We start from the raw sequence: 25,859 nt of genomic DNA on the forward strand, positions 1-25,859 counted from the left end.
AACCTTGGCGGGTTACGATGTTATCCGAGGTGATTAAACAGTGAGTGATAACATTATTCAAACGGCTAATCTATGGAAAACATATCGTAATCGTGCAGCAGTACGTGAGCTTGATCTGAATATCAAAAAAGGAGATATCTACGGCTTCTTAGGTCCGAACGGTGCGGGCAAAACAACAACGATTCGTATGCTACTAGGCTTAATTAAGCCAACAAAGGGCGTTATTCGAGTCTTCGACCAAGATATTCGCAAAGATCGCATGGATATTCTGCGGCGTATAGGATCACTTGTCGAGTATCCTTCGTACTATGGTCATCTGAATGCGGTGGAGAATCTGGAAGCGTTACGCCGGATCATTAACGTGCCGAAGTCGAGAATTGCGGAGGTACTTTCCATCGTTGATCTGACTCGGGATGCCAAACGTCCCGTGAAAGGATATTCCCTGGGGATGAAGCAACGTCTGGGTATCGCAAGTGCCCTATTGGGTGAGCCTGAGTTATTGATCTTGGACGAACCTACGAATGGGCTTGACCCAGCAGGTATTCAGGAGATCCGGGAGCTGATCAAACGCATGCCGCTGGAACACGGGATTACGGTTCTTGTATCCAGCCACTTATTAAGTGAAGTAGAGCAGATGGCGAGCCGAGTCGGCATTATTCGCGAGGGTAAAATGGTGCTACAGGATACCATCGCTAATCTACACAGTCAAACGGGTAGCTCAATTCAATTGACGGTGTCCGAACCGGAAGACGCGATTAAGCTCGCTAGAGAGCAAGGACAATTCGGTCAACGACAAGGTTCCGTGCTGACGTTCCCGTACATGGATAATAGCGCTATCGCATTGTTAGTAAGACGTCTGGTTGAGCATGACCATGCCATCTATCGTGTAGAGGAACATCGCCAATCATTGGAACACCTGTTTATGCGGGTGATTGGTGAGGGGGCGACCGTATGACGGGGCGTGCTTTATCATCGGATTGGCTTAAGATTCGTGGCAAGGGCATCTGGTTTCTTGTATTCCTAGCTCCGATTGGTCTTACACTGATGCAGGCGTTAAACTTTGGATTGCGATTGGACTATCTAAAAGGTATTTATGGCGGTGACCTATGGGAAGGTCTGCTAGAGAATGTCATCGTCTTTGTCCCCCTGGCGCTCATGTTAGGAGCAACCATTATCAGTTCCATGATGGCGAATGTGGAACATGAACAGGGCTCATGGAAGCAGCTATTGGCTTTACCCATTTCAAGACCAGCGGTGTACTTAGCTAAGTTCATTATGACATGTGTGCTGCTTATCATTTCTTGTTTACTGTTGTCCATTGGTACTGTCGGTCTGGGATTGATCTTCGGGTTCGACGCAAGTGTGATTCCGTGGATATCGATTGTTAAATTAGGTATTCTGCCGCTGGCAGGGGCACTGCCTGTATTATCGGTCGAGTTATGGCTGACCATGGTTTCTAAAAATCAGGCTTTACCTGTAACGTTTGGTATTGTTCTTGCAGTAACAGGTATGTTTTCTCTGACGATCTCACCACATTTCCCGCTGGCTTGGTCGATGATGGCATGGAAAGGCTCCTTGATCTATCCTGCATTGGGCTTAGGTGTAGGTATCTTGATTATGCTGATGGGCATGGTGCATTTCAGTCGGAAGGATGTGGCGTAGATGAGCTTTGCGACAACCTATTTCCGTATTCTGTCTTCTGAACGGTTAAAAATGGGGAAATCACCCATCTGGCTTCTGATTCTGCTGAGCCCACTAATTGCGCTGCTTATCGGGCTGCTTGCAACGCCTTCTGGGCAATGGGAAGCGTTATTGGGTGCGATGGTTCTCCTGCATGGCCTGCTGCTACTTCCAATTCTGACCGGCGTATTTACTTCATTTGTCTGCCGATTCGAACATTCGGGCGGAGGGTGGAAGCAGATGCTGGTCTTACCGCTTACACGCACTGGTGTATATGCTGCCAAGCTCACCATAGTGCTGTTACTCCTTGCAGCTACGCAAGTGTTGCTATTCGCAGCCATTATGCTGGCAGGTCTCGTTCATGGTATAACGGAACCAATACCGTGGGGACTAATTGCAGGTAAACTATCACTTGGGTTGTTCGCATGTGTGCCGCTCGCTGCTCTGCAACTGTTGGTGTCCTTGATCTGGAGTAGCTTTGCCGCCCCGCTAGCGCTGAACTTTGCTCTAACGGTACCGAATATTCTGATTGTGAACTCGGTGACATTTGGCCCTTATTATCCGTGGGCGCAGCCGGTCATTCTTATGGCACCGATGGAGGGCGGGGGATTTGGAGCTTACAACGTTCCACTGGCGACGATGCTGACGGTTGTTGGTGGAAGTGCTATTCTTTTTATCCTCGCAGGTATACTCTATTTCAAGAAAAAAGAGATCTGATGGAAGGTGCTCCCTTGCTCCTTCTCCGTATATATAAGTTCGACTAAAGAAGGTTTACACTTACCACTTCGATGACAGAGTAACCTTCTGATCGCTGTTATCCCCAGATTTTTGGATTCCCTTTTTTCAAAGGGAAATCCCCTTCAAGCACATCACGCAGACATGATCTACGTGATGCCTGAAGGGGATCTTTTTTTCATTTTATAGCACGAGCTTATGTTCTATCTTCTAATCCATCCGTCATGGATGGTTAGTTCCCGAATGACTTTGGCGGGTGCTCCCGCCACGAGGGTGTTATCAGGCACATCTTTGGTGACGGTACTTCCGGCAGCAACCACGGCATTTTTGCCAATTGTTACACCAGGAAGAATGAGAGCCCCTGTTCCGATCCAAGCATTATCCTGAATCGTAATCCGCTGTGCCATCTCACTCCCGTCATCCAGAGAATCAATTCGGTGATATGCACTATCAAATATACTTGTGCGTGGCCCAATCATTACATGGTTACCAATGACAACCTCAATATTGGCCGCTATTCCTACACCTGCGTTAATTAGCACATCGTCACCAATCGTTAGACGTGCTCCTTTGACTACCGTAAGCTGGGTTCCCCAAGGTTTCCCGATAATGTTCAGTCGTTTGCCTACCTGTAGTTCTCCCGATCTGTTCAAATACACTTTGCCTCTTATTCTCGGCAGTAATCCAAGTGTAGGTTGTATTTTTCCGAACACAGCCCATCCCCGCATCTTACCATATGCAATCTTCACCTTGTTCGGAAATACCATGTTCAACTTCATCCCTTCTAGAGGTTTATCAAAAAGTCCACTTTGGATTACGAAATATGCCTAATGGCATGATTGTCAGACCCAAATTGAAATTCTAAGCTTAGGCAGGTACTTCTCCTGTTGTGCTGCGCTCCACCTGAACAGGAGTAGCACTTCGTCCCTTCCCAATCTGACCGACCACGAATTTTCCAATGCGAACGCGATTGAGTATATACACAGTGAAGATGGAGAAAGTGAGAGCGCCTAGGAACAGAACAGGAATCGTGAAATACCCTAATGATAAGGAAGCAGCTTGCAGCAACTGTGCCACCAGATGAAGATAGAACCAGTGAACCAGATAGATCCCGAAGGAGTAATCACTGATGAGCAGTAAGCTTCGTGGAACGCGTTGAAGCCGGCTTGCGAATTGATATAGTCCGAAGAAGAGAAAGGTCGTGAGCAAGAGCATATCAATCCGTTTGGAATCAGAGACAGGAAGGACTCCGCTATGGTACAGGAATAATACAATTCCCATCAGAACCAATGGAAGCGTGTTGACCCAGATTTTATGTTTGGCAAGAAGAGTTTTGAATTGTTCTATATTTCGACCGCAGTAGTAGGCGAGTGAGAAGTAAAACAACCAGCCGACAAACGGCAGCCAATTAAAGCTACTCCAGATGATGCCAGATAGCGGGATGCTTTCAATTTTGCCTACAAAATTGAAAAATCCAAGATAAGCGATATTTATGATGAATGAGATTGTAATTACAGTTAAGGGGTTCCATTGGTCGAGATGTCTTTTGAACAGGTAGAACAGTATGTAGAATTGAAAGATAATCACTACAAAGTATCCGTGGAATCCTGCTAGGAAGATATGTTGGAACAGTACGCTGGGTAGGCTCCCGAAGCTCCGATTCTCGGCATCAAGAAATCCAGATACAGCAAGTCCGCTGTATATTCCACTGAAAATAAGAAATGGAATGAAGATGTACTTGAACCGTTTGAGGAGAAATCCCTTTCGAATTCCGTCGCGGTATGAGTAGGAGAGTAGGAGAATGGAGATAAAGACAAACATTGGCGTGCCGAATTTGAGAAGAAGGTTCAGACTATCCAAAATGTTTCTTCCAATGACGTGCGATGAATGTAATAGGTCGGTGTAAAATTTGGTGGAGAAACCGATCGAGTGTGTGAGTACGATGGCTAGACATGAGATACTTCGGAGAAAATAAATTTCAATTAATTTCTCTTTTTTCACTGACATATGCACATCCTTTTTTTGTATCCATTATAACTTGTTTGATACAAAATGTATCGTTAATTTTGTATAAATTTGGAACAATCTTTTCTTGAGCAATGAACGTCTGAATATGTAATGATACTGCATTGAATGAGTTTCCATTTTTTTATAGAGAGATTTTGAGAAATTAAGACGAGATATTAATTCAAAAAATACTGGAATCTGTTAAAATAAAAAAAGTTGTTTCTAGGCGTGTTTACATGGTTATTCGAGGGTAAGCCTAGTTATAACCAAATTGTTATTTGTCGTTGTTATAAGAAGCTTTAGGCTAAGAAAAGAGGGGTAAGCCTTGGAAATGAATAAAACGGAAACCCTAAAACGAATTATTTCTGAGGGAAGTTCACACCAATCCTTGTTTTTTAACCACCCGGATGCCATCTATGTTATGGATATCCATGGAAACTATATTGATGCTAATCCCTCCGTTGAGCGGATTTCAGGGCACACACTTGAAGACTTAATTCGCATGAACCGGGAACATCTCTGTCCACCGGATAGCGAGAAATCACGTCAACAATGTATTGATGAAGTGCTGGCTGGACGTTCAGTCAGTAACTCTCTCAAGTTCTATCATAGAGATGGCTCACTGAGACAGGCGGATATTACCTATGTGCCGATCACGGCAGAAGGGGAAGTCGTGGGCATATATGGCATTGCCAAGGATGTAACCGAGATTATTGAAGTGGAGCGTAAGCTTCACGAGACACAAGAAAAGTATCAGATTCTGGCTGAACATGCACAGGATCTCATCACGAAATGTTCGCTAGATGGAGAGTTGTTGTATGTGTCTCCCTCGGTGTATCCTTTGCTTGGTTATCGACCAGAAGAGGTGACGGGTAAGTCCTTCAAAGACTACTGTTATCCAGGGGATTACCCTGATCCTTTAGATGTATCCGTAATCGGGAATGGATGTACGATGCGTGTTATGCACAAAAAAGGGCACTACATCTGGATGGAAACGTTGGCGAAGCCTGTATCAGGCAGAGAAGGTGAAGATACGCAGGTTGTAAGTATCAGCCGAGATATCACACAGCATAAGGATGCAGATCGACGCTTAAGAGAGAGTCGTCAGCGGTACAAATCATTATTTGAGCATACCCCGGCGGCTGTATATTCGCTCGATCTGGAAGGTAGATATAGTTCGGTTAACCGTAATCTTGTCCAATTACTCAATATTCCGCGTAGTGAATTGATTGGGCGCTCCTTTCTGAACAACCTAGATAAAAGTGAAGTGCAGAATGGTAAGACCTACTTTGAACAAGTAAAGCAGGGGAAGCCACAGCACTATGAGACTTGTGTTGTGAATGCTAGAGGTAGGAAGATTGATGTATCGATCATGAATGTGCCTATTATTGTGGATCAGGAATTGGTCGGAGTATACGGTATATTATCTGACATTACAGAGCGGAAGGATTATACGGAACGAATTCAAGAGCTTAGCAAGCAGCATACGCTGATTCTGAATTCGGTAACCGAAGGTATCTATGGTCTAGATGCAGACGGGATTACAATGTTCATGAATCCTGCAGCGGCATCCATGTTTGGTTATGAAGTCAAGGAGCTTGTGGGTAAAAGCTCGCATCCGATCATGCATCATTCCCGTGCGGATGGAAGTTATTTTCCGGTAGAAGAGTGTCCTATCCATATGACTGTAATGGATGGACAGCGGCGGTTGATCAAAGAGGATGTGTTCTGGCGTAAGGATGGCAGTAGCTTCTTGGTGGAATACCAGGTGACGCCGATTATAGATCAAGGTCAGATTCAAGGGGCTGTTGTTGTATTTAACGATGTCACTGGTGAACGTGAAATTGTACGTGCCAAGGAGACAGCGGAATTGGCGGCGCAGGCTAAGTCTGAATTCCTCTCTATGGTGAGCCATGAGATTCGAACACCGATGAACGGGATTGTTGGTATGACAGAGCTTCTAATCGGAACAGATCTGTCTGAGGAACAACGTGAGTATGCCCAGATTATTCAAGAGAGCGGCGACGCATTGCTGAATATTCTTAACGATATTCTGGATTTCAGCAAGCTGGAATCGGGCAAGATGGCGCTAGCCTACAAACCTTTCTCGCTACGCAAAATGCTAGAACAGGTGGCGGAGCTGTTCAAGTCTCGAGCCGATGAGAAGCAACTAAAAATCAGATATCGCCTCAATCCTAGCATCCCGGAATTCATGGTTGGTGATGCGATGCGCATTAGACAGATTCTCGTGAACCTTGTTAGTAATGCACTCAAGTTCACGGACCAGGGAAGTATTGATGTCACCGTAGACATTATTAAGGGACGCAGGCCTGAATCCAGCGTGCTTGATTTTGCTGTAAAGGATACAGGTATCGGTATTCCGGCAGATAAGCTAGATCAGTTGTTCCAGTCGTTCTCCCAACTGCATCCGGTCATTAACCGGAAGTATGGAGGTACGGGGCTGGGACTCGTGATCTCGAAACGCCTTGTCGAGATTATGGGTGGTAGCATCAGTGTAGAGAGTGAGGAAGCAGAAGGTTCCACCTTCCGGTTCGCCGTCCCTGCCACAAGTGTGGATGTACCGCAAGAGGAAGTTGCACGCCAATTCTCACATGATCGTACACGTCAAGGTGATAAGATACCGATCAGTATACTGGTTGCTGAGGATCATCCGGTCAATCGGAAGATTCTAACTGAATATCTAGAGAAGCTTGGATACACACCGGATGTATGTACCAATGGTGTTGAAGCGATCGAGGCTATCTCTCAGAAAACCTATAATATTGTACTCATGGACATTCAAATGCCTGTTATGGATGGGCTTAAGGCGACAGACCTTGTACACCGATTGATTCCACAAGATCGCATTCCAACGATTATTGCGGTCACGGGCAATTCGAAGCGGGAGGATAAGGAGGCTTGCCTAGAGATTGGTATGCGCGACTTCATCAGCAAGCCCGTTATGCTCAGCGAATTGAAGAGGGTACTCCAGCAATGGGGGCCGGCCGATCAGCCGCAGCTTGCACCGAATTAATTGAGATAAATAGATAAGTATACAGATAAAGACGCCAGTGCATTCCTCTCGGGATGGTCACTGGCGTCTTTGGGTTTGTTTTCACTAAGTTACACCATGGTTAGGCGATCTATACTTCCGGATAACACAGCGCAGGAGCGTTCGAACTTCTCTCGTTCGGTTGGATCCAGGTTCAATTCGATGATCTCTTGGATGCCATTGCCGCCGATAATCGCGGGAACGCCTGCACAGACATTGTTCTGTCCATACTCTCCCTCTAGGATTGCGGAGACGGCGATAATCTTATGCTCGTCATTGAGGATGGAGCGTGTAATATAAGCAAGTGCATTACCGATGCCGAACTGGGTGGAGCCTTTGCGAGTGAATATCTCCCAGCCAGCGTCCTTCGTTTTACGAGCGATATCTTCCAGGTCGAGATGCTTGAAACGATCCTTGTGTTGCTCCATGATGTGCAGGATCGGCTTGCCACCAATGGTAACGTGAGACCAAGCGACAAACTGGGATTCGCCATGCTCACCCAGAGCATAGCCGTGCACGCTGCGAGGATCAATGGAGAAGACTTCAGACAATAGTGTTTTGAGTCTGGAGGAATCAATGGAAGTTCCTGTGCCGATGACGCGTTCACGCGGAAGACCAGACAGCTTCCATACCATATAAGTTACTATGTCAACCGGGTTCGCTGCGACGACAAAAATCCCGCTAAAACCACTTTCCATGATCGGCACAACAATATCTTTGGCAATGGATTCGGCTTCTTCTAGAATATCTAGACGTGTCTGACCAGGCTTAGGATTCGCCCCAGCCGTAAGTATGATCACATCCATACTGCCGCAATCAGCATAAGTACCTGCGTATACTTTGGTGCGATTATGTGTGAAGTCCATACAATGGGAAAAATCTAAAGCCTGCGCTACAGCGCGATCGTATGTCCGATCGACCATCATAATTTCCCTACAGATCGACTGATTAATCATTGAATATGCACAACTTGAACCAACAAGACCTGCCCCGATCACCGCTACTTTACCTGATTTGCCTAACACAGCCGTTCATCCCCCGTATCCTTTTGATTTTTCCGATTATCATGAGTCCTATGTTAAGTATTGTCCTACAATTTATGCTGAGAATGGCTTATACGTTACATAAGATAACACACGAAAAAGCATTACAGCAATGATATCCGTTATCGCGGGAGCGTATTGGAGTAATGGAGTTAACAAAATTGACATGAATATCGTGTTTCCAAAATTTTGACGGCATTTGCATGGACCGCATTCGACACGACACCATTCTTGTAGGTTGTCGGATCATCAGGGATTTATGCGAATAAGCGGTCTGACAAAAGTTCTTATGAATCCGCAGAAACAGAACTAAAGCGTCAAAGGGTTCGCAAGCAGAACTGACGAATACATAAGGGCAAGCGAATCATAATGCAGTACATGTGTAGATATTGTGCATGTATATGCAGCGTAGACAAGTTGCCCCGATCCGATGGTTGTTACACAAGGTAGACGCTGAAGTCACGACCTTGAATTTCAAAAGACTTCATTCCGGGAGGGAATAATGATGATTGAAGAAGTAGGAGCTACGACGGAAACGGCTAAGAGTCTGGGCATTGGAGCCAGTACACTTCGAAAATATGCAGCAGCACTTGAGGAGCAGGGCTACCGGTTTGAACGTTCTGCCAACAAATCTAGACTGTTTCGATCTGAAGATGTAGAATGCATCGAGCGGCTGATGACGGAGCTTAGAGAACATAATTTGCCCTTGGTGGATGCTGTGGTCACCGTTCTATCTCCAGAAGCATCCACAGTTGAAATAGGTGATACGTCAGAAGGCGAATGCGCGGCAACGAGTATGCCTGCGTTATTCCCGGAAGAAGCTGAGCTGCCGAATAGCTTGAGATCATATGAAGGACTAGGACAACTAGTGACTGAAGTGACGGCTGGTGCAGTTGCGCCGCAGGATGATCGAGTACAGCAGCTACAGCACCGAGTGGATGAATTAGAATTAACCCTAAAGCATCTTGCCGATACGCATCAGGCTCTGGAAGAGCAGATGGAGAAGCAGCGTGTATGGATGAATGAAAAGTTGGAGGAGGAGCGCGACCGTGAATTGGTGACCAATTTACGTAGCTACCAGGGAAGAAAGCGCAAGCCTAAGGGAACCACACTCCGCATGTTATTTGGTCTGTTGCCGAAGAAGCATAAAGAGGCATAAGAGGCGTAAAGAGGTATAAGTGCGCATAAAGCATCTGTCCACTACCGTTCTTGCTATGATTGCCCATCGCCCTGCTGTTATAATAAGTTCCATAACAACAAGAAAATAAGCAAACGAATCTTGCTCTGCATGATCATGATGGAGTGGTAGCAGTCGTATGCTAGTGGGGGAGAACAAGTGGAGCTGCAACGAAGCTGGCAAAGACTGCTGGGACTGTGGACAGATCGACCCTTGCCAAAAGGGGCAAAAATAGCAGAAAGATACACGATATGTGAATTGCTTGGTATGGGAAGTTACGGACTGACATACCTCTGTATAGATGAACAAACAGGAGATGAGGTTGCGTTAAAAGGTTCGAAGCCCAGCAAAGGTAAGTTATCTGCCCGACTGCTGAGTAGAGAAGCAGATGTGATGAGCCGGCTGCAGCACCCGGCGATTCCCAAACTTTTGAATGCATTTATATATAAGGGAAGAAGTTACATCGCCATAGAATATATTCGGGGAGAGACACTGGAGACGTATATCTTCGAACAGGGCCAGCGATATAGCGAACGAGAATGTATTGAACTGGCGAGCCAGTTATTATCTCCAATCGCTTATGTTCATCAGCAGGGATATATCCATGGGGATGTACGGATTCCCAACGTGATTATGAAGGATGGGCAATTGCATCTCATTGATTTTGGCCTGGCGCGGCAAATGGGGGAGCCGTTGTTGCCGGAGCTGAAACGGCGTATGCGCGAACTGCCTGCACCTGAAGATGAACCTGCAACGGCTGATCAGGATTTGCAGGATCTGGGTCATTTTCTTCTGTTTATGCTGTACTCCGCCTATGAACCGGAGAAAGGGAAAGCACCTGCAAGTTGGCAGGAGGAACTGGATCTTCAGTCGGATCTGGTCATTATGCTGGAAAGATTGCTGGGGCTTAGACCTGAATATGAGGCGGGGGCATCCGAGTTACAAGCTGAGATGCAGCGAATTCTGCCCAAGCTACATTGATGAGCGTAACATCGGATATAGGCGAAGATGGTGATGAATGACCTCTGTAAACATCATGGCGGAGGTCCTTTTTGTTGTCTACTTGTATGGATACATAACGCAATATATAAAGGGTGTCACGCTGGCATGAGAATATCACCAGCATGACACCCTTGTATTCGTTAGCACAACATTTCAAGTTTAGTTTTACGACCCCGACGTGGAGTTCTAGTGTGCATATTTTATAGTCTTATGGCGCGCAGCTCGATTAGCTTGAGCTATACTTTCTGCTCTTATAGTAACCAGAGCCATGACGGCTATCCCGGTATTTCATATCTGATGAGGAATGGCGTCTATAGGAACGTTTCCCTGATGAACTGCTGTAACGTTTATAGGAGCGTCGTTTGTCAGAAGAGCTATAGCGCCTTCGGTGTGATGAAGATTTGGAGTCGAGAAGTTTGCCAAGAATTTTTTTGAGCATGAGCTTTCATCCTTTCGTCTACCATCGTTTTTAGCATATACGCACAGCCGAGGAAGAGGGTTTCGGGTTTCTTCAGAAAAATATAATTCATAATGATCGAGCCAGGCGTATAATAGATTGTTGGTGTTTTCACGATTATGTACAAGGTTACTTATAGAGGTTGTTCAAAAAGCGAATATGGAATTCAGCTGAAATAAGTGAGTGCTTACGAAGTTTGTTTCCTTCGGAAACAATGTAGTTGCTCACGTAGCTCTATCTACGCTCCGCTACTCCATTTCTAGCTTCCTCCCATCTTCTTGGTACTGAAAATCGCCCTTTTTGAACATGTACTTATACTGAATTTCTTATTTTGAGTGTTTCGCGTTACAATAGAAGACAAGGTAAGATCTTAACGGACAAGGAGAAGTCGTCATGATTACATTGAAAACAAAAGAGCAAATTGAACAGATGAAAAAAGCTGGTGAGATTCTTGCCGCATGCCATAGAGAAATAGCGAAAATGATTCGTCCAGGGATCACAACGCAGGAGATTGACCAATTTGCAGAAGCATTTATGAAGAAAAATGGCGCAACGCCGGAGCAAAAAGGTTATAACGGATACCAATTTGCGACATGTGCTTCAGTAAACGACGTAATCTGCCATGGTTTTCCCGGGAAATATGTGTTGCAGGACGGCGATATCGTCACGATTGATATGGTCGTGAATTTGAACGGATGGCTCGCTGATTCGGCATGGTCTTATGCAGTAGGGCAAGTTACGCCAGAAGCACAACATCTGCTAGATGTGACCAAGAACTCGCTCTATAAAGGCATTGAACTCGCTGTAGTAGGCAACCGAATCGGTGATATCTCACACGCGATTCAAACGTATGCTGAGGGCGAAGGGCTGTCGGTTGTTCGTGAGTTTATCGGGCACGGCATTGGCGAGAAAATGCATGAAGAGCCACAGGTGCCTCATTATGGCCCGCCTCATCGTGGACCACGACTCAAAGAAGGCATGGTCATTACCATTGAGCCTATGTTGAACATCGGTACGTTCCGTAGTAAGCTTGATTCAGATGGTTGGACGGCGCGTACAATGGATGGAAGCTTATCTGCTCAATATGAGCACACCATTGCGATTACAGCAGATGGTCCAGTGATTCTGACGGCTCAATAAGGAAGTATGGCTGAGACTCAATCACTATAATTTTAGTAATTTCAAGGCGGCCCACGTTTGTGATCCGCCTGTTTCGGTTTAAAATATAAGAGTGTGTTCAAAAAGTCCCGTTTTCAGTATTGTGGACGATTTGAACCAATTTCTATGAAGAGGCAATAACATATCGTGCTGGTGGTAGAGTATGAGCGTAAGCGAGAGTTAATTCTGATCCACTGGTTACAAGGAGGTCATTAAGATGTCTGAAAATGAACAGATCGTACTTGCATCTCGTCCGGAAGGTGCACCATCCCGTGACAATTTCCAATTTATAAATACACCACTTCCTGAACCGGAAGCAGGACAGGTTCTGGTTCGTACATTATATTTGTCGGTTGATCCGTATATGCGAGGCCGGATGAAGGATACGAAGTCCTATTCGCCACCGTATGCGCTAAACGAAGTGATTAAAGGTGGAGCAATTGGTCAAGTGGTGGAATCCTCGGAGCCTAATCTGCGCAAGGGTGACCTTGTGACGGGAATGTGGGGCTGGCAACGTTACGCGGCAGTTAATACGGGAGATCTTTCACTGATCGATACCGAAGAAGCTCCATTGACTGCATATTTGGGTGCGGTTGGTCTTACAGGACTAACAGCATATTTCGGGATGGAGGATATCGGTAAACCTAAGGAAGGCGAGACTGTCGTTGTATCCGGCGCAGCAGGTGCTGTAGGGATGATCGCAGGGCAGATTGCCAAGATCGTAGGCGCTCGTGTCATAGGTATTGCTGGTTCTGATGAGAAATGTGCATACCTCAAAGACAAATTAGGATTCGACGTGGTATTGAATTACAAACAAGAGAGCGATATGTCCGCAGCCATCGAACGGGTATGTCCGGATGGCGTAGATGTATATTTTGATAATGTCGGCGGTGAAATTTCCGATGCGGTGTTACGCCACATTAACCGAAATGCACGTATTCCATTGTGTGGGCAGATCTCTTCCTATAACTTGGAAAAGCCAGATATCGGTATGCGTCCGCAGACATTGTTGTTAACCAATACAGCACTGATGAAGGGATTCCTCTTGGGAGACTACGCCAAGTCCTTTAAGGAAGGTCGTGCGAAGTTAGCCAAATGGATCAAAGCAGGTCATATTCAATATGAGGAAAATATTGTGGAAGGTTTCGAACAGACACCTGAAGCATTCATGGGTCTCTTCTCAGGGGATAACCTAGGTAAACAACTGGTGAAGGTTGCCGATCCGGAGTAATGTAGATGGAATAATGAGACAAAGTGTACGATCCATATTGGTTCTATAGCTGAATTCCGCTGGAACGCAGCCCTATAGAACACCACCCTTAAAAAAGACACGTTCTTCCGCATAACCATGCAGAGAACGTGTCTTTGGTGTGTTTGTATGTGTGAATAGAGCGGAGCAGAGAGAGTCTAGGCTTCCTCTGCACTAATCACTTCTTTATAGTGCTTGTACATGTACACACGCCAGCGGACGATCATACCGAAGGCGAGCAGGAAGAATAGTCCACCTGTCTGTGGAATGGATACATAACGCTGGATGACTTCATGCAATATGAGCCGCACAGCGAGCAGTCCGAGCAAGATAAAAGCAAAGCTGCGTGAGCGTGTTGCGAATATTTCGCCGTTAATGCGTTCGAAGCGAGTGCTGCGAATAAGCGGATACGAGAAAATAAACCAACCAACAAGCAGTGCAATGGCTGCCCACAGCAGTGGAACATGCGTTTCAGGAACGACAAACATGAGAAACCCTGTGCTCATGCCAAGTGGGGGGATCAGGATTTTACGAATAGTGACTGGGCGATGGCTGGCTTTCATGCGAATGAAAATGGCAAGCAACGCCATGATGAGCATCCCTAGAGTTGCACCGATCTGAAGGTAAAATGGACTAATTTGAGCCACGAAGATATCCCTCTTTCTGGAATAATATATTGCTGAATCCATTCGAATCTTTATGTGAAGTCTCAGAATTTTCTTTCCCTATTATATCACAAACGTAGTTTGCCGATAGAATGCTTAGTAAGCATTTTGACCGTATCTAGGGACGGCTAATAATCAGCAGATCATAAGTATATCGCACCGGTTGTAAGACGAACATTGTGCTATGGAAATGGTTACTAGTGTAACCAATGGTGGGCGGTTTATTCGATTGAGGGGATAAGTCATGAGTGAATATATGAGAGACAAAATGCAGGGGTTCGGGAGATCCATGTCCGGGTGGACGGAAACGGGAAGTAACTATTTGGTTCAGGTGACCGGTGTAATCTGTGGAGGCGTGTTCGTGACGCTTCTCATTATCTATCTCATCTTGTTGTGGAGAAATCAGCTGACGAAACGAACGCTAAAACTCCAAAAAGGAGCTTTCCGCGACCTAATTGCTGATGATTCTGCACTTCGTCATTATTTTGCAGGAGGAGAGATTACACCTAAGCTGCTGGATATGAGGAAAGTTCAGCAAGAAGCGCTACAGGAAGTGTTATTGCAACAATTAGAGGAAAGTACGGATGATCTCCAAAGGGAAAAGATTCGCCTCCTCGCAGGCCAGGCATTTGGTACGTTGTACCGAACCAAGCTTAGTTCAATGAAATGGAGTCAACGTATTAATACATTGCTCTACATAGAACAGTTCCAGATGACGGAACTTCTGCCTAGGCTGGAAGAGATGATGCGTTCTTCGTTATGCACGAATCAGGAACGATTTATTATTCTGAGAATGTACGCTAGGACAGGCTATGTACGTTTAGTGAAAGAGTTGCTTAGGAAAAACACAGCCATGTCAGATTCGCAATATCTGCAGATTATGCTATTACTTACAGATGAGATCTGGGAGAAGGTCATCGATCACTATGAGGATCTTCCTGTGCAGGCAAAGTATAACGTCGTGGATGCGATGCGCATTCGAAATGTGCAGTCGACGAGAGAGCTGGCATTATTAGAACGACTGCTATTCGAAGACCATGTAGAGCAGCGGATCTTTTCGCTTCGTGCTTTAGCCCAGATCGGTAGGCTGAGTGATGGAACCAAGGAAAAGCTACTGCTGGCTTGGCAAGAAGAGGGCGGTATTCGATCACGTCTAGAACGACTCATGTACGCTAGGTTGTTGGGACGTGTTCATACAGAGGGATTTATTGAGCATCTGAATGGACTTATGGGTGATCCTGCTTACGAAATAAGGCAGGAAGCTGCGAACTCTCTCGCTCAATATGATCAGGGAATCGAGAAATTACGCTGCGTAGCAAGGGTACATCCAGACAAATACGCGAGGCAGATAGCGGAAGAAACGCTGGAAAGGAAGCAGTATGAACGAAAGATGGCTTGAGCTGCTGCAGAGTTTAATTCTGTTATGTTATAAAGGCATATGGATCTACCTCGTTGTTGTGATCATCGCATGTATATGGTTATTTCTAGCGGCGGTTCGTACGATGATGCGAAAAAAGGATCTGGATCTGCTTCACTATGATGAAGTGCTCAATGAAGCACTCGCTCCCCCGGTGTCTGTACTTCTTCCCGTACATAATCGAGAGAAGACTATTATTGCGGACGTATCCCACCTCCTTGATATCCACTATGGATGCTATGAAGTGATTGTTATTAATGATGGATCAACAGACGGTACGATGGAACGCTTAATGGAAATGTATGAGCTGTCTAAGGTGAAGAGCAAGATCCATTATTCCAGTATTGGGCAGGCAGTTGGAGAGATTAGAGGTGCATACCGTTCACTGCGATATGACAATCTTGTCGTGGTCGACAAACAATACGGAGGACACTCCGATGCTTTGAATGCGGGAATACGTGTGTCTCAGTATCCGTATTTTGCATCCATTGGCCCTACGACTATTCTGGACAAATATGCATTTGTGAAAATGATGAAGCCCGTTATGGCTGCGTTGCCGGGTGAAGAGATTATCGCTTGTGGCGGGCGGTTAGAGCTTGCGGACTCACAGAGGGTGTCCTGCTCCAGATTTCATATTCAAGGAGAGAAGCCTGCCGCAGCTCTTCCAAGAAGTCCGCTACTTATGATGCAGAGGATTGAGTATATCCGTGCATTTCTCATCAGTGGATTGGGCTTGGTTAGATACAATATCAATACGTTATTGTTTACGTCAGAAGCTTTTGGTTTGTTCAAAAAAAGTTATGTTATGGAAATCGGAGGATTTAATCCTGATCCAAGAATGGCTCATCTAGAGCTGATCATGCGTCTTCATAAGCACATGAAACAGATCAAGGGCAGGGGACGAATCGTATATATTGACGACCCTGTATGCAGTATGAAAGCACCCGAGTCATGTACTGGGCTGCACCAGCAGCGTATACGCTGGCATCGTCAGTTGACCAATACGATGTGGGAGCAACGGGAGATGGCAGGCAATCCGAAGTACGGTTGGATGGGCATGGTGACGATCCCGTATTTTATCATGGTAGAGTTAATTGGGCCTGTCTTGGAGGTCGGGACGCTGTTGCTATTAGGGGTAGGTCTGCTGCTGCCATTTGTGGAGAACAGTCTACTGGTTGTGCTGGGTATGCTCTTAGTGCTCTATGGTTCACTTCTATCTGCGGCAGTCATTCTATTCGAAGTATGGCTGGCACGCAAAAGGTACACGGCACGTGAAGTCACGCGTCTGTTCTTGTACGCATTATCTGAATCGTTCTGGTTCAGACCGATGAATAACATCTTCCGTGTTCATGGACTTATTAAGGCGATTTGGAGTCTGAGAGGGCATGGAGGCTCAGGAGGTTCGGCTTATTCGGAGCTTCCGGCAGATAAGTAAACGGGTCATGCAGTGACACACTATAATGGAGTTGAACTGTAGGTATATCTTGTAGGACAAGGTCATGTGCCTAGAGCTTAAGAGACCACGATCATATACACGACCATATAGAAGAAGAGGGTTGCAGGGATTAGCTGCAGCCCTCTTGCGCGTTATGAGGTTATGGGCGGAACAGTTAACTGTCTTTACTGCGTTGTTTTAGCCCGTCTAGGAAGGATGAAATAGTGAAGTGCAGGCTCTCGCTAGGTTCAAAATTCATGGCAAACCCACCCTGTGCACCGATGGAGGCAAAGCCATGGCACAAACTTCGTAGTCCACGCACCGCATGCAGTGCATCGGCTTCGGACAGTCCATACGGCTGTAAGGAGTGCAGCAACAACTGTAGCGCTACAGTGCTGGCCGCGGCGAGCTGCGGCTCATCCCGATCAGGGGCATGGAAGGAAGCCTCGTAAAGCCCGGGATGTTGGCGTACAAAATCAATGTAGGCGGTAGCGATATCCTGAATGGCTTCGCTACCGACACGTCCTGCGGCGGCCACGGTTAGTGCCTGGCCGAGCTGCTCTACTGACATCAGCGCAAGCTCCTGGCGAAGCCCAGGTAGACCGCTGATGTGGTTATAAAGCGACGGGGAGCGCACATCGAGCCGCTGGGCCAATGCGGCCAGCGTCAGCGCATGGAATCCGTCGCTATCAGCAAGCTGGGCCGCGGCATTCAGCAGCATGCCGCGATCCAGCCCTTGCCGCGGGCTCATCGAAGCCCTCCGGCAAGGCGCAGCCGTTGCGCTGCGTCAGCCGTTGCCGCGCGCATCGCCGCTGCTGGCTGACGTAACATTCGTCCGTGGCCTACAGCCAGCACGGACGGCTCTAGCTCAGCCAAGCGCTTAGCGCTGGCAAGAGCAGTCTCGCGGTGCCATGTGGCTAGCGCGGGGAATGGAAAGAGGGGGCGCAGCTGGCCGGCAACGGCCAAGCCGCCTTGCAGCTGATAGGCATCGCCAACGATGAGGACACCGCTGCGCGTATCCATAAATGCCATGTGCCCTGGTGTATGACCAGGAGTAGCAATCGCCAGTAACGATCCAATGCGATCTCCATCTTCCAGCAGGCGGTCTGGACGGGTATTAATGTTCTTGGGTACACTGCCACGTACCGGCGTCTGTGGTTCATCAGGCAGTAGCGAAGCATCCCCGGTGAGTAGTGTAGCGTCCCGTCTAGAGATTAGCACCTCAACATTGGGGAGTGCATTCTTGAGACCGTCTAAGGCACCGACATGATCGCCATGGGCATGAGTTAGAATCACCTTGGTAATAGGTTTGTTAAGAGATTGGGCAGTGGCGAGAATACCCTTGAGACTGAACGGCATTCCTGCGTCGATCAGAGTTAATTCAGCATCCTCTTCAACAAGATAAACATTCACAGGAAAGAGCCGAGGTAGGAATGAAACTTGAATGACATTATATTCACGCGTAATACGCATCGTGATTCCTCCTTAAAACTAATGGTATTAGTAATATAACTAATGCCATTAGTTTTTGCAATACCCTTTGCAAAAATAACAGAAGATAAGAAAAGTTTATTTTAACAAAAAAAGCGTTTTCAAAATAAAGATTACCGATTATAATGATCAAGTAAGCCCTTTCATATGTCTATCTTATTGGAGCCTTTCGCGAAGCGGAGGGCTCACTTTTTTGTTCTCTTATATAGGTTAAGCACATGGTGACCAAGCAAAGGTTGGCTTGAATGGGAGGCTGTATATATAGACACATCAAGGGATATCCTGTGTTCAGGTACTACCGCAGAAGAAGTTGACAAACATAACTGTCATTCATATAATAACAGTTGTACTTACCTTGGATTGAAGTCCATCGGTGTTTTTTGCCGGGAAGGGAGTAAGTCATGAACAGCGAATTTACCATTGCCGTCCATTGTCTTGTGTTTCTATCCATGAAGGAAGACTGTATGGCCAATAGTGAAGATTTGTCTCATAGTGTGGGTACACACCCTGCCAGAGTTCGTAAGGTGCTAAGTGTGCTGCGGAAGCATGGGTATTTGACGACTAAAGAAGGTGCTCACGGAGGGTACCTACTTAACCGTCCAAGTGATGAGATCAAGCTTGGGGAATTGTACAGACTGGTTGCTGGAGGTTCACTTGGACCCAATTGGTGTTCTGGCGAATCAGGTTCGCCGTGTGTTGTGTCTTCTAACATGAGGGATGTCATGGGAGGCATATATGACGGAGGCGAGGAAGCGCTGAGCATTTATTTTGATCGCATTTCCATTGAGGATGTGAAGCATCGGATCGGGAAAAGTGAAGGGCTGTCCAAGTCCATGAATGAGTTACTGAGACAAGATAAGGATTAATTCTGGCTACAGAATTGATGTAGCTACAGTTTATATGTATATATTTCATATTTAGGCTTGGTTCAGATACCCTGTGATTACGGGGACACTGTAGACTGCTTATAGAACATAACAAGCGTTGCCCCGGTTTCACGATTCATGATGGCTTCAAGATTATTCCGGGCATAACGTGAACACAGATAGAGTTAATCTTCTGCGCTGATGTTATTTTCGGAAGGTGGATATATCACTACACCACTTATCATGGTTGTTGGATTAGAGCCTTGCGAAATTAAAAGCGAAATAAACAGCAATGATATTTACAATAATTAATATAATTAGGAGTGGAGAACATGTCTAACAATGAAACACTTCGCGTAATTAGCGAACGTCACGCTGTCAAAAAATACGAAAAAGGTTTTGTAATGCCTGAGGCTGATTTGAACGCAATCTTGACTGCAGCTTCCGAAGCACCGTCTTCTTGGAACCTGCAACACTGGAAATTCCTCGTGATTGAGTCCGAAGCGGACAAAGCTAAATTGCTGCCAATCGCTTATGGCCAAAGTCAAATCGTAGACAGCTCAGTTACAATTGCTGTTCTAGGCGACTTGGAAGCTAACCGCAACACCTTTATCTATGATCAGGCTGTTGAAGCTGGCACATTGCCTGCTGAGGTTCGCGATGCATTGGTTGGTCAAATCAACGGTGCTTACCAAAGCGCGCAAACTGCACGTGATGAAGCGATCCGTAACGCATCGTTTGCTTCGCAAAACATTATGCTCGCTGCACGTTCTTTGGGTTATGATACTTGCCCAATGGGTGGTTATAATCCACAACAATTGGTCGAAACGTTCAACATTCCTGCACGTTACATCCCAACTTTGTTGATTACTGTAGGTAAAGCTGCACAACCAGCTCGTCCAGCAGGTCGTTTCCCATTGTCCGAAACTGTAGTTAAAGGTTCTTTCTAAGATAGAGCCACAATAAGCACCGCCATATGGTGTGTATAAAAGCAGCCGCATGTTCCTCAAATGAGAGGACATGCGGCTGTTTTGCGTTTTAAATGAGTTGAATCGGGCAGGTACAGTTAGACGGTTCAATTGTCTCTATTTTTTAAATAATATAATACAATTTATAAACTTATTGGGTATCGTGCATGTGTATAGTTAGAACAAATGATTCAAATGGAGGATATATCTTGAGGAAGATCATGATGGTAATGGCGGGGGCATTGTTGTTGTCTGGGTGTAGTGATAATCAAGTTATACTGCCTAAGGAGAACTCAGTGGAAAATAGCTTGGAATCGGCGACAACCGCCCCAGATTTGCTTTTGGCTGAAAATAAGAATGATCAAGTTGCAATCTATGGTAGGGCACAGGGAGATGTGTTTTCTTCGCTCACTGTCCAAATAGATCAAGCGTCCCAAACGTATTCTTGGAGTAATGTTAGCAATCCTTCGTTTTATCCCGTCATTTATCGTGGTTCTCTTGGTACAGAAGGCAAGGACATGATTGTGATTGTATTAACCAAGGGAACGGGGACAGGTATACATGAATCAGAGGTACATGTGCTAAGACCTGATTTTACGGAGATTCCAGTCATTGATCCAAGGGAATTTGTGTTGAAGGAGATACAACTTGAGCTTCATAGGGAAAAGGCACTTCGCCACTATACACTGAAAGTGAATGAACGCGAATATTCTTATGATATCGATGACCGTGATTCAAGTGACTGGTTTGAGCAACCTTCTGTTCAAAATATAATTAGGTATGATGTGCGAGACCAAGAGCTCGTTGCCGAGTTGCCCATTCAAATTGCTATAGGTCAGTATTTAGGAAATGCCATAGTGAAGTATAGGCTTGTTAACGGAGAACTGCGGCCTAGCACGGTAGAATTGTCCGTGGAATAATCGAAAATGAATTGATGTGATGATGTGCTGTAGAACATATAGCTATTAGCTTCGAGATGAAAGGGAGATATGAGTTGAAGAAAATACTAGCCTTATTGACGTTGGTAAGTGCAGTTTGCTTATCGGGGTGCACATCCAATCAACTAGCAACCGATCTGAAGCAGGCGGACAAGTCTTCGAATGAACTGGAGGTGGTGCAGCAACAACCTGAGGTGCACCCCAAGTTCATTGCCGCTTCCGAAGATGGGCGTGTGAAGCTATATGCGATACAAGAATCCAAAGGTGAGATTGAAGGTGTGAGGGTCGATATCGAGGGCAGGCAGCAAGATTTTGATTGGAGTGTCCCGAATACGGGAACCGATATGAACCCCCAGGTCTTTTATACAGATCTTACGGATGACGGTAGAGAAGAAGCGGTAATTATCATTCAGACGGGGAAAGGTACCGGGCTGGATCACTTCGATATGCATGTCATTCGAGCGGAAGACTTCTCTGTGATTAAAGTACAACAATATGAAGAGATTGTGGCAGATCAGATCGAATCTCACGTGACGGCCAACGAAGACGGTACATCTGCTATTACGGTTAAAGTGCAAGGCCAAGAACATCAATTTAGTTCTAATGTTGAGCTAGCACCGAACTCCAATCAAAACGAGCTGGCTTTTGGCGGGGTAGTCATCTATGCCTTAGAGAATCAACGAATGATCTCTAGATTAGGTGCGAGTATTGGAACATCTCCGCAATATGTGTGTGATTTCAAAGTAACCTACACCTTCGATCGTGTTAAAAATGAATTTGTTGCCGATCAAATTGAGATCGGAACGTATGAGTGACATTTACTTTCTATCCAGCCAACATATGAGCCAACTATATAGGTTCAACTAAACTTTTTACACGAGAACGGAGAGGACAGAAATAACGTGGAGAAGCGTAGCGTTCGCCTTTATCCCCGGATTTTTCCCTCTGAAGAAGGGAATCAAAAAAAATCTGGGGGTAACAGCGATCGGAAGGTTATTCTGTCATCGGAGTGGTAAGTGTAAATATTCTTTAGTTGAATATATATAGCTAATCATTTTCCATCCAACCAGCACACTATGGCGACCAACCAAGCATTCGTCCATCCAACCAAGAACCCCCTTACCGTACAGACAACGATTAGACTAAGTGCATCTTGCTCACCAAAGTCTTCTCGTGATCTGTGATAAGGGGGCTTTTTAATATCTGAATAGACTTGAAAGTATAACGAGACTTGCCTGTTAGCTCATAACATTTACAGTAATAAGGATCGAGTTATTTTTCAGGTGTTTCCGGGACTACCGGTGCGTGAAAGTTATCCAGATGTTCAATCGCATTGAACATCATCACGGCAGCTTCTGCGCGAGTAATAACCTCTTTAGGGTGGAAATTACCTTCTGCATCCAATGTGTTAATCTTGAACGCTAACGAACGCTGAACTGCTCCTTGATACTCAGGCGTAAGCTCTTGCTCATCTGTAATATCTACAGGTTGTAGCTTGATCATCGGTAGGCCGCCTTTGGCTTCGATCCCTTGCATGATGAACAGAGTAAATTGCTCACGAGTCATCGGTTTGGATGGATCGATATCATCAGCCATCTGGATGCCATTATATTTTGCGCGAATGAAGGCATTGCTGTACCACACATGATCAAGCACCTTGGAGAAGGAATCACTTGGTAGAGGTTCTTTGACGAAACGGATCGTATCCAAATTCAGATCCAGGCCATCTGCAAGCAACTGTATACCTTGTGCCGTGTTTAATTGTTGTTCTGGTTTGAACAAGTTATCGCTCACGCCTTTAATCAAACCATCGTGATGCAATGCTTCGATTTTATCTGCTCCGGCCACTCCCTGAAGATCTGTGAATCCGCCTTGCGCAGCATGAGTAGGTGTAGCACCAAGAGATAAGGTAAGTAATGCTCCCGCAGTCATCAAAGCAATTATATTTTTTTTCATATCAAGTCGCCTCACTTTTCTAGGAAGGGTATCCCTTTGTATTAAAGTTATTTGCCCCTATAGACGACCCTTCCATGCAAAAGGTTGCTGCAATTTTCCATATATATTTTTGGATATATACAATAGAGCTATCCTTTGGACTTGTTCCGATAGTCGGTAGGTGATTGACCAATCATTTTACGGAACAGACGCGAGAAATAATAAGGGTCTTTGAAGCCAAGCTTCGAGCTAATCTGCTTCACCGTCCAATCTGTAAAATCAAGGTAGCGACAGGAATGTTGAATTTTAAGCCGCAGAAAATAATCAATTGGCGAATGTCCTGTTGCTTGCTTGAACAGTTGTGAATAATGCGGGGCGGAGAGGCTGGCTTGTGCAGCCAATTCTTTGAGGGTTACTCCGCTCTCCAGATGCTCCAGCATGTACTGTACAGACTGCTCGGCAGCTCGTTTACTGCTAATCATATTGCCCTCCGTACCATGTCCGTAAGCGAGCATGCCTAACATATATCCAACAATCTGTGAGGTGTACGTCATCGTTTGTAAGGAATAACCTGTCTCCAATGCTCCATAGCATTCATGATATAGTTCCAGCCACTTCTGAGCTTTCGCCGGAGCCATAGTCAACACACCTCCAGCGAGCAGTGGCTCCATATAGGCAGCGGCATGTTCACCACGTAAGTGAATCCAATAGATACTCCAGGGATCGGCTGAGTATGCACCATAGATATGCGCAACGTGGGCAGGAAGAACAACGAGACTACCTGCCTTAACATCCTGTCTTTTGCCACCGTCCGTGGCGTACCAACCTGTGCCTTCGGCACAATACATTAAAATATGGGAGGGGCAGCCCTCCGGTCGATCCCGGTAATGGTTCTCCGCCTCATGAAAGTATCCAATGTCGGTAACGTACAAACCGGACGTTACGGGATAAGCCGCGGCTTCCTCTAGTAGCGGGTCAGGTAATACGATTAGTTTTTGCATACGGAATCCGTCGGATTTGCGTAAGGTAGATGAGCTGTTATATGGTTTCATACTTGTATTATGGTGAGGTAGAATAAACGAGTCAATGATATATGCGCAGGGCATGATCAAAAAGGATTTTGGAAGGACGTCTTACGATTAGAAGCTGAAGCAAAGTAAGGGGAATTGGTTAAGTACATAACAGAGAGGCAATATGAACATGAGGTTTCGAGGTTAGAAACATGAGCGTTGAAGTTAGAATACAAGGAAATGCAAGCATACCTATTTGAAAGAATAAGGAGCGATGGAGGAATGGAACAAGCTATGAGCAAGGATACGTTTTTCTATGTCGGAACTTATACATCAGCAGATCAACCAGGTATTTATGTAGGTGCGCTGAATTCGGATACAGGCGAGATGCGGATTGCACATGATATTGCAGGGGTGGACAATCCATCTTACTTGGCTTTGAGTCCAGGTAAGAATTCACTATATGTTGCGAGTGAAACGGATGAGGGAGAGGTATTGGTCTATCGCCGGGATATGTCCACGGGCGAGCTGCACCTCATGGATCGCAAAAGCACCAAAGGGGCTTCGCCTTGTTATGTGTCCGTCACAGCGGATGGCAACTGGGTACTCGCATCCAATTACAGTAGTGGGAGTGTCAACGTATTTCCCGTAGGTGATCAAGATACGTTAGGTGAGATGAGCGCATTCATTGAGCATACCGGAAGAGGTCTGAACGACGACCGTCAGGAAGGGCCACATGCCCACTCCATTCAGCCAGATCCATCAGGGCAATATGCGGTCGTGTGCGATCTGGGATTAGATCAGATCATTGTCTATCGTCTGGAAGAAGGTCGATTGGTAACACACCGGGAGACGAACCAGCCTCCAGGTTCAGGACCAAGACATCTCGTATTTCACGAGAATGGCAAATGGGCCTATGTCATTAATGAGCTCAATAATACGGTGACTGCATTCATGTACGATGCACGTAGGGGAGAGCTTAGTACAGTGCAACATATATCCACTCTACCTGAGGGACATACGGGAGAAGGCACGGCTGCGGATATCCGAATCTCCCCTTGTGGACGTTTCCTATACGCCTCTAACCGTGGAGACGATAGTATTGTGCTCTATCATATTGATCAGGAATCCGGTGAGCTCGAAGCGGTGGATTGGACTTCCACATTGGGACAGACTCCGCGTAACTTCAATGTACTGCCAGGGGGAATATTGCTTGTAGCTAACCAGGACAGCAACAATATCGTTGCATTCCAGATGGATCGCGAGGACGGAAGACTGACACACACTGGCTTCAAGCTAGAAGTTCCACGTCCGGTATGTATTGTGCCTGTAGATTAAGATATTATCTGATGTAATCGACGAATACTGAACAACACATATAAGCTGTAAGATCATGTGTACGCACGTGATTTTACAGCTTTATTATGTATATGGTTGCCTATCTACCGTTCAACGATGGTGTCATTAGTGGGAGCGAAAAGAAGTTATTTTACGCAAAATAATCGAAAATTACTAATTAAGACCTATAGATGGAATTAAATGTTTAATTTAAAATGAATTATATTAAAGCGCTT

At 45.8% G+C, this 25,859-nt stretch carries 23 protein-coding genes and 1 pseudogene; 15 read left to right on the plus strand and 9 right to left on the minus strand.

Features of this window, described 5'->3' with window-relative positions; translation table 11 throughout:
• Nucleotides 1-40: 40 nt before the first annotated feature.
• Genes V6W81_RS02295 through V6W81_RS02305 form a run of 3 tightly spaced genes read left to right on the plus strand, consistent with a single transcriptional unit; the run spans nucleotide 41 to nucleotide 2,397 of the window.
• Nucleotides 41-955 (plus strand): ABC transporter ATP-binding protein, encoded by a 915-nt coding sequence (locus V6W81_RS02295; RefSeq protein WP_145050203.1) that lies wholly within the window; start codon nucleotides 41-43, stop codon nucleotides 953-955.
• Nucleotides 952-1,662 carry an ABC transporter permease gene (locus tag V6W81_RS02300; RefSeq protein WP_145050205.1) on the plus strand — a complete coding sequence of 237 codons (711 nt, stop codon included), beginning with the start codon at nucleotides 952-954 and terminating at the stop codon, nucleotides 1,660-1,662. Before V6W81_RS02295 ends, V6W81_RS02300 begins: the two co-directional genes overlap by 4 nt.
• A complete protein-coding gene (locus tag V6W81_RS02305; RefSeq protein ID WP_338541420.1) occupies nucleotides 1,663-2,397 on the plus strand; it encodes an ABC transporter permease in 735 nt (244 codons plus the stop codon).
• A 221-nt stretch (nucleotides 2,398-2,618) separates the two neighbouring features.
• On the opposite strand, the gene V6W81_RS02310 is transcribed toward V6W81_RS02305, so the two are convergent.
• Both V6W81_RS02310 and V6W81_RS02315 read right to left on the minus strand, forming a co-directional pair.
• The gene (locus V6W81_RS02310; RefSeq protein ID WP_186381000.1) at nucleotides 2,619-3,182 is read right to left on the minus strand and encodes an acyltransferase; all 564 of its coding nucleotides are present in this window, start codon (nucleotides 3,180-3,182) and stop codon (nucleotides 2,619-2,621) included.
• A 100-nt stretch (nucleotides 3,183-3,282) separates the two neighbouring features.
• Nucleotides 3,283-4,422, minus strand: coding sequence for an acyltransferase family protein (locus V6W81_RS02315; RefSeq protein ID WP_145050208.1), 1,140 nt, complete (start codon nucleotides 4,420-4,422; stop codon nucleotides 3,283-3,285).
• A gap of 331 nt (nucleotides 4,423-4,753) precedes the next feature.
• On the opposite strand from V6W81_RS02315, the gene V6W81_RS02320 reads away from it, so the two are divergent.
• Nucleotides 4,754-7,456: a PAS domain S-box protein gene (locus V6W81_RS02320; RefSeq protein WP_338541421.1), complete on the plus strand. Its 2,703-nt coding sequence runs from the start codon at nucleotides 4,754-4,756 to the stop codon at nucleotides 7,454-7,456.
• Between the two features lie 89 nt (nucleotides 7,457-7,545).
• Here the strand turns inward: V6W81_RS02320 and V6W81_RS02325 are convergent, their stop codons facing one another.
• A complete protein-coding gene (locus V6W81_RS02325; RefSeq protein ID WP_145050211.1) occupies nucleotides 7,546-8,499 on the minus strand; it encodes an L-lactate dehydrogenase in 954 nt (317 codons plus the stop codon).
• 520 nt (nucleotides 8,500-9,019) lie between these two features.
• Between V6W81_RS02325 and V6W81_RS02330 the strand changes: the two genes are divergently transcribed.
• The 4 genes from V6W81_RS02330 to V6W81_RS02345 all read left to right on the plus strand — a co-directional run bounded on the left by V6W81_RS02330 (nucleotide 9,020) and on the right by V6W81_RS02345 (nucleotide 13,542).
• The gene (locus V6W81_RS02330; RefSeq protein ID WP_338541422.1) at nucleotides 9,020-9,676 is read left to right on the plus strand and encodes a hypothetical protein; all 657 of its coding nucleotides are present in this window, start codon (nucleotides 9,020-9,022) and stop codon (nucleotides 9,674-9,676) included.
• Between the two features lie 177 nt (nucleotides 9,677-9,853).
• Nucleotides 9,854-10,675 (plus strand): serine/threonine protein kinase, encoded by an 822-nt coding sequence (locus V6W81_RS02335; protein ID WP_145050215.1) that lies wholly within the window; start codon nucleotides 9,854-9,856, stop codon nucleotides 10,673-10,675.
• Nucleotides 10,676-11,546: 871 nt separating this feature from the next.
• The gene (gene map / locus V6W81_RS02340) at nucleotides 11,547-12,293 is read left to right on the plus strand and encodes a type I methionyl aminopeptidase (protein WP_145050219.1); all 747 of its coding nucleotides are present in this window, start codon (nucleotides 11,547-11,549) and stop codon (nucleotides 12,291-12,293) included.
• Nucleotides 12,294-12,528: 235 nt separating this feature from the next.
• Nucleotides 12,529-13,542 carry an NADP-dependent oxidoreductase gene (locus V6W81_RS02345; RefSeq protein ID WP_056703968.1) on the plus strand — a complete coding sequence of 338 codons (1,014 nt, stop codon included), beginning with the start codon at nucleotides 12,529-12,531 and terminating at the stop codon, nucleotides 13,540-13,542.
• A gap of 176 nt (nucleotides 13,543-13,718) precedes the next feature.
• Here V6W81_RS02345 and V6W81_RS02350 read toward each other — a convergent pair whose 3' ends face one another.
• Nucleotides 13,719-14,207 (minus strand): CcdC family protein, encoded by a 489-nt coding sequence (locus tag V6W81_RS02350; RefSeq protein ID WP_186381001.1) that lies wholly within the window; start codon nucleotides 14,205-14,207, stop codon nucleotides 13,719-13,721.
• A 262-nt stretch (nucleotides 14,208-14,469) separates the two neighbouring features.
• Between V6W81_RS02350 and V6W81_RS02355 the strand changes: the two genes are divergently transcribed.
• Both V6W81_RS02355 and V6W81_RS02360 read left to right on the plus strand, forming a co-directional pair.
• Nucleotides 14,470-15,624 carry a HEAT repeat domain-containing protein gene (locus V6W81_RS02355; RefSeq protein ID WP_338541423.1) on the plus strand — a complete coding sequence of 385 codons (1,155 nt, stop codon included), beginning with the start codon at nucleotides 14,470-14,472 and terminating at the stop codon, nucleotides 15,622-15,624.
• Nucleotides 15,605-17,077, plus strand: a complete 1,473-nt coding sequence (locus tag V6W81_RS02360; RefSeq protein ID WP_338541424.1) for a glycosyltransferase family 2 protein — start codon at nucleotides 15,605-15,607, stop codon at nucleotides 17,075-17,077. The genes V6W81_RS02355 and V6W81_RS02360 overlap by 20 nt, the downstream gene beginning before the upstream one ends.
• 175 nt (nucleotides 17,078-17,252) lie before the next feature.
• Here the strand turns inward: V6W81_RS02360 and V6W81_RS02365 are convergent, their stop codons facing one another.
• The 3 genes and pseudogenes from V6W81_RS02365 to V6W81_RS02375 form a co-directional block, all read right to left on the minus strand.
• The gene (locus V6W81_RS02365) at nucleotides 17,253-17,648 is read right to left on the minus strand and encodes a TetR-like C-terminal domain-containing protein (RefSeq protein ID WP_260985491.1); all 396 of its coding nucleotides are present in this window, start codon (nucleotides 17,646-17,648) and stop codon (nucleotides 17,253-17,255) included.
• A 51-nt stretch (nucleotides 17,649-17,699) separates the two neighbouring features.
• Nucleotides 17,700-17,828: pseudogene (locus tag V6W81_RS02370) on the minus strand (TetR family transcriptional regulator); the annotation flags it as partial.
• Entirely contained in the window at nucleotides 17,825-18,550 is a 726-nt protein-coding gene (locus V6W81_RS02375; protein ID WP_338541425.1) for an MBL fold metallo-hydrolase, read from the minus strand. The pseudogene V6W81_RS02370 and the gene V6W81_RS02375, both read right to left, overlap by 4 nt.
• Nucleotides 18,551-18,969: 419 nt before the next feature.
• On the opposite strand from V6W81_RS02375, the gene V6W81_RS02380 reads away from it, so the two are divergent.
• From V6W81_RS02380 to V6W81_RS02395, 4 genes are all read left to right on the plus strand, one after another.
• Nucleotides 18,970-19,434, plus strand: coding sequence for an RrF2 family transcriptional regulator (locus V6W81_RS02380; protein ID WP_338541426.1), 465 nt, complete (start codon nucleotides 18,970-18,972; stop codon nucleotides 19,432-19,434).
• Between the two features lie 332 nt (nucleotides 19,435-19,766).
• Entirely contained in the window at nucleotides 19,767-20,384 is a 618-nt protein-coding gene (locus V6W81_RS02385; RefSeq protein ID WP_430700983.1) for a nitroreductase family protein, read from the plus strand.
• A gap of 227 nt (nucleotides 20,385-20,611) precedes the next feature.
• A complete protein-coding gene (locus V6W81_RS02390) occupies nucleotides 20,612-21,322 on the plus strand; it encodes a hypothetical protein (RefSeq protein ID WP_338541428.1) in 711 nt (236 codons plus the stop codon).
• 74 nt (nucleotides 21,323-21,396) lie between these two features.
• A complete protein-coding gene (locus V6W81_RS02395) occupies nucleotides 21,397-22,155 on the plus strand; it encodes a hypothetical protein (protein WP_338541429.1) in 759 nt (252 codons plus the stop codon).
• A 457-nt stretch (nucleotides 22,156-22,612) separates the two neighbouring features.
• On the opposite strand, the gene V6W81_RS02400 is transcribed toward V6W81_RS02395, so the two are convergent.
• Together V6W81_RS02400 and V6W81_RS02405 are read right to left on the minus strand one after the other, a co-directional pair.
• On the minus strand, nucleotides 22,613-23,296 hold the full coding sequence (locus tag V6W81_RS02400; RefSeq protein WP_338541430.1) for an S-layer homology domain-containing protein: 684 nt from the start codon (nucleotides 23,294-23,296) through the stop codon (nucleotides 22,613-22,615).
• Between the two features lie 128 nt (nucleotides 23,297-23,424).
• Nucleotides 23,425-24,276: an AraC family transcriptional regulator gene (locus V6W81_RS02405; RefSeq protein WP_338541431.1), complete on the minus strand. Its 852-nt coding sequence runs from the start codon at nucleotides 24,274-24,276 to the stop codon at nucleotides 23,425-23,427.
• A 291-nt stretch (nucleotides 24,277-24,567) separates the two neighbouring features.
• On the opposite strand from V6W81_RS02405, the gene V6W81_RS02410 reads away from it, so the two are divergent.
• The gene (locus tag V6W81_RS02410; RefSeq protein WP_145050238.1) at nucleotides 24,568-25,623 is read left to right on the plus strand and encodes a lactonase family protein; all 1,056 of its coding nucleotides are present in this window, start codon (nucleotides 24,568-24,570) and stop codon (nucleotides 25,621-25,623) included.
• The last annotated feature ends 236 nt before the right edge of the window (nucleotides 25,624-25,859 follow it).

The sequence above is a fragment of the Paenibacillus tundrae genome (assembly GCF_036884255.1).
In the GTDB taxonomy this organism is placed as follows: domain Bacteria; phylum Bacillota; class Bacilli; order Paenibacillales; family Paenibacillaceae; genus Paenibacillus.

Excerpts from the sequence above, each read along its gene's own strand:
- V6W81_RS02300 (WP_145050205.1), top strand. The coding sequence starts at position 952 with ATGACGGGGCGTGCTTTATCATCGGATTGGCTTAAGATTCGTGGCAAG.
- V6W81_RS02305 (WP_338541420.1), top strand. The coding sequence starts at position 1,663 with ATGAGCTTTGCGACAACCTATTTCCGTATTCTGTCTTCTGAACGGTTA.
- V6W81_RS02310 (WP_186381000.1), bottom strand. The coding sequence starts at position 3,182 with ATGGTATTTCCGAACAAGGTGAAGATTGCATATGGTAAGATGCGGGGA.
- V6W81_RS02315 (WP_145050208.1), bottom strand. The coding sequence starts at position 4,422 with ATGTCAGTGAAAAAAGAGAAATTAATTGAAATTTATTTTCTCCGAAGT.
- V6W81_RS02320 (WP_338541421.1), top strand. The coding sequence starts at position 4,754 with ATGAATAAAACGGAAACCCTAAAACGAATTATTTCTGAGGGAAGTTCA.
- V6W81_RS02330 (WP_338541422.1), top strand. The coding sequence starts at position 9,020 with ATGATGATTGAAGAAGTAGGAGCTACGACGGAAACGGCTAAGAGTCTG.
- map (WP_145050219.1), top strand. The coding sequence starts at position 11,547 with ATGATTACATTGAAAACAAAAGAGCAAATTGAACAGATGAAAAAAGCT.
- V6W81_RS02345 (WP_056703968.1), top strand. The coding sequence starts at position 12,529 with ATGTCTGAAAATGAACAGATCGTACTTGCATCTCGTCCGGAAGGTGCA.
- V6W81_RS02355 (WP_338541423.1), top strand. The coding sequence starts at position 14,470 with ATGAGTGAATATATGAGAGACAAAATGCAGGGGTTCGGGAGATCCATG.
- V6W81_RS02360 (WP_338541424.1), top strand. The coding sequence starts at position 15,605 with ATGAACGAAAGATGGCTTGAGCTGCTGCAGAGTTTAATTCTGTTATGT.
- V6W81_RS02365 (WP_260985491.1), bottom strand. The coding sequence starts at position 17,648 with ATGTCAGTAGAGCAGCTCGGCCAGGCACTAACCGTGGCCGCCGCAGGA.
- V6W81_RS02375 (WP_338541425.1), bottom strand. The coding sequence starts at position 18,550 with ATGCGTATTACGCGTGAATATAATGTCATTCAAGTTTCATTCCTACCT.
- V6W81_RS02380 (WP_338541426.1), top strand. The coding sequence starts at position 18,970 with ATGAACAGCGAATTTACCATTGCCGTCCATTGTCTTGTGTTTCTATCC.
- V6W81_RS02385 (WP_430700983.1), top strand. The coding sequence starts at position 19,767 with ATGTCTAACAATGAAACACTTCGCGTAATTAGCGAACGTCACGCTGTC.
- V6W81_RS02400 (WP_338541430.1), bottom strand. The coding sequence starts at position 23,296 with ATGAAAAAAAATATAATTGCTTTGATGACTGCGGGAGCATTACTTACC.
- V6W81_RS02405 (WP_338541431.1), bottom strand. The coding sequence starts at position 24,276 with ATGCAAAAACTAATCGTATTACCTGACCCGCTACTAGAGGAAGCCGCG.
- V6W81_RS02410 (WP_145050238.1), top strand. The coding sequence starts at position 24,568 with ATGGAACAAGCTATGAGCAAGGATACGTTTTTCTATGTCGGAACTTAT.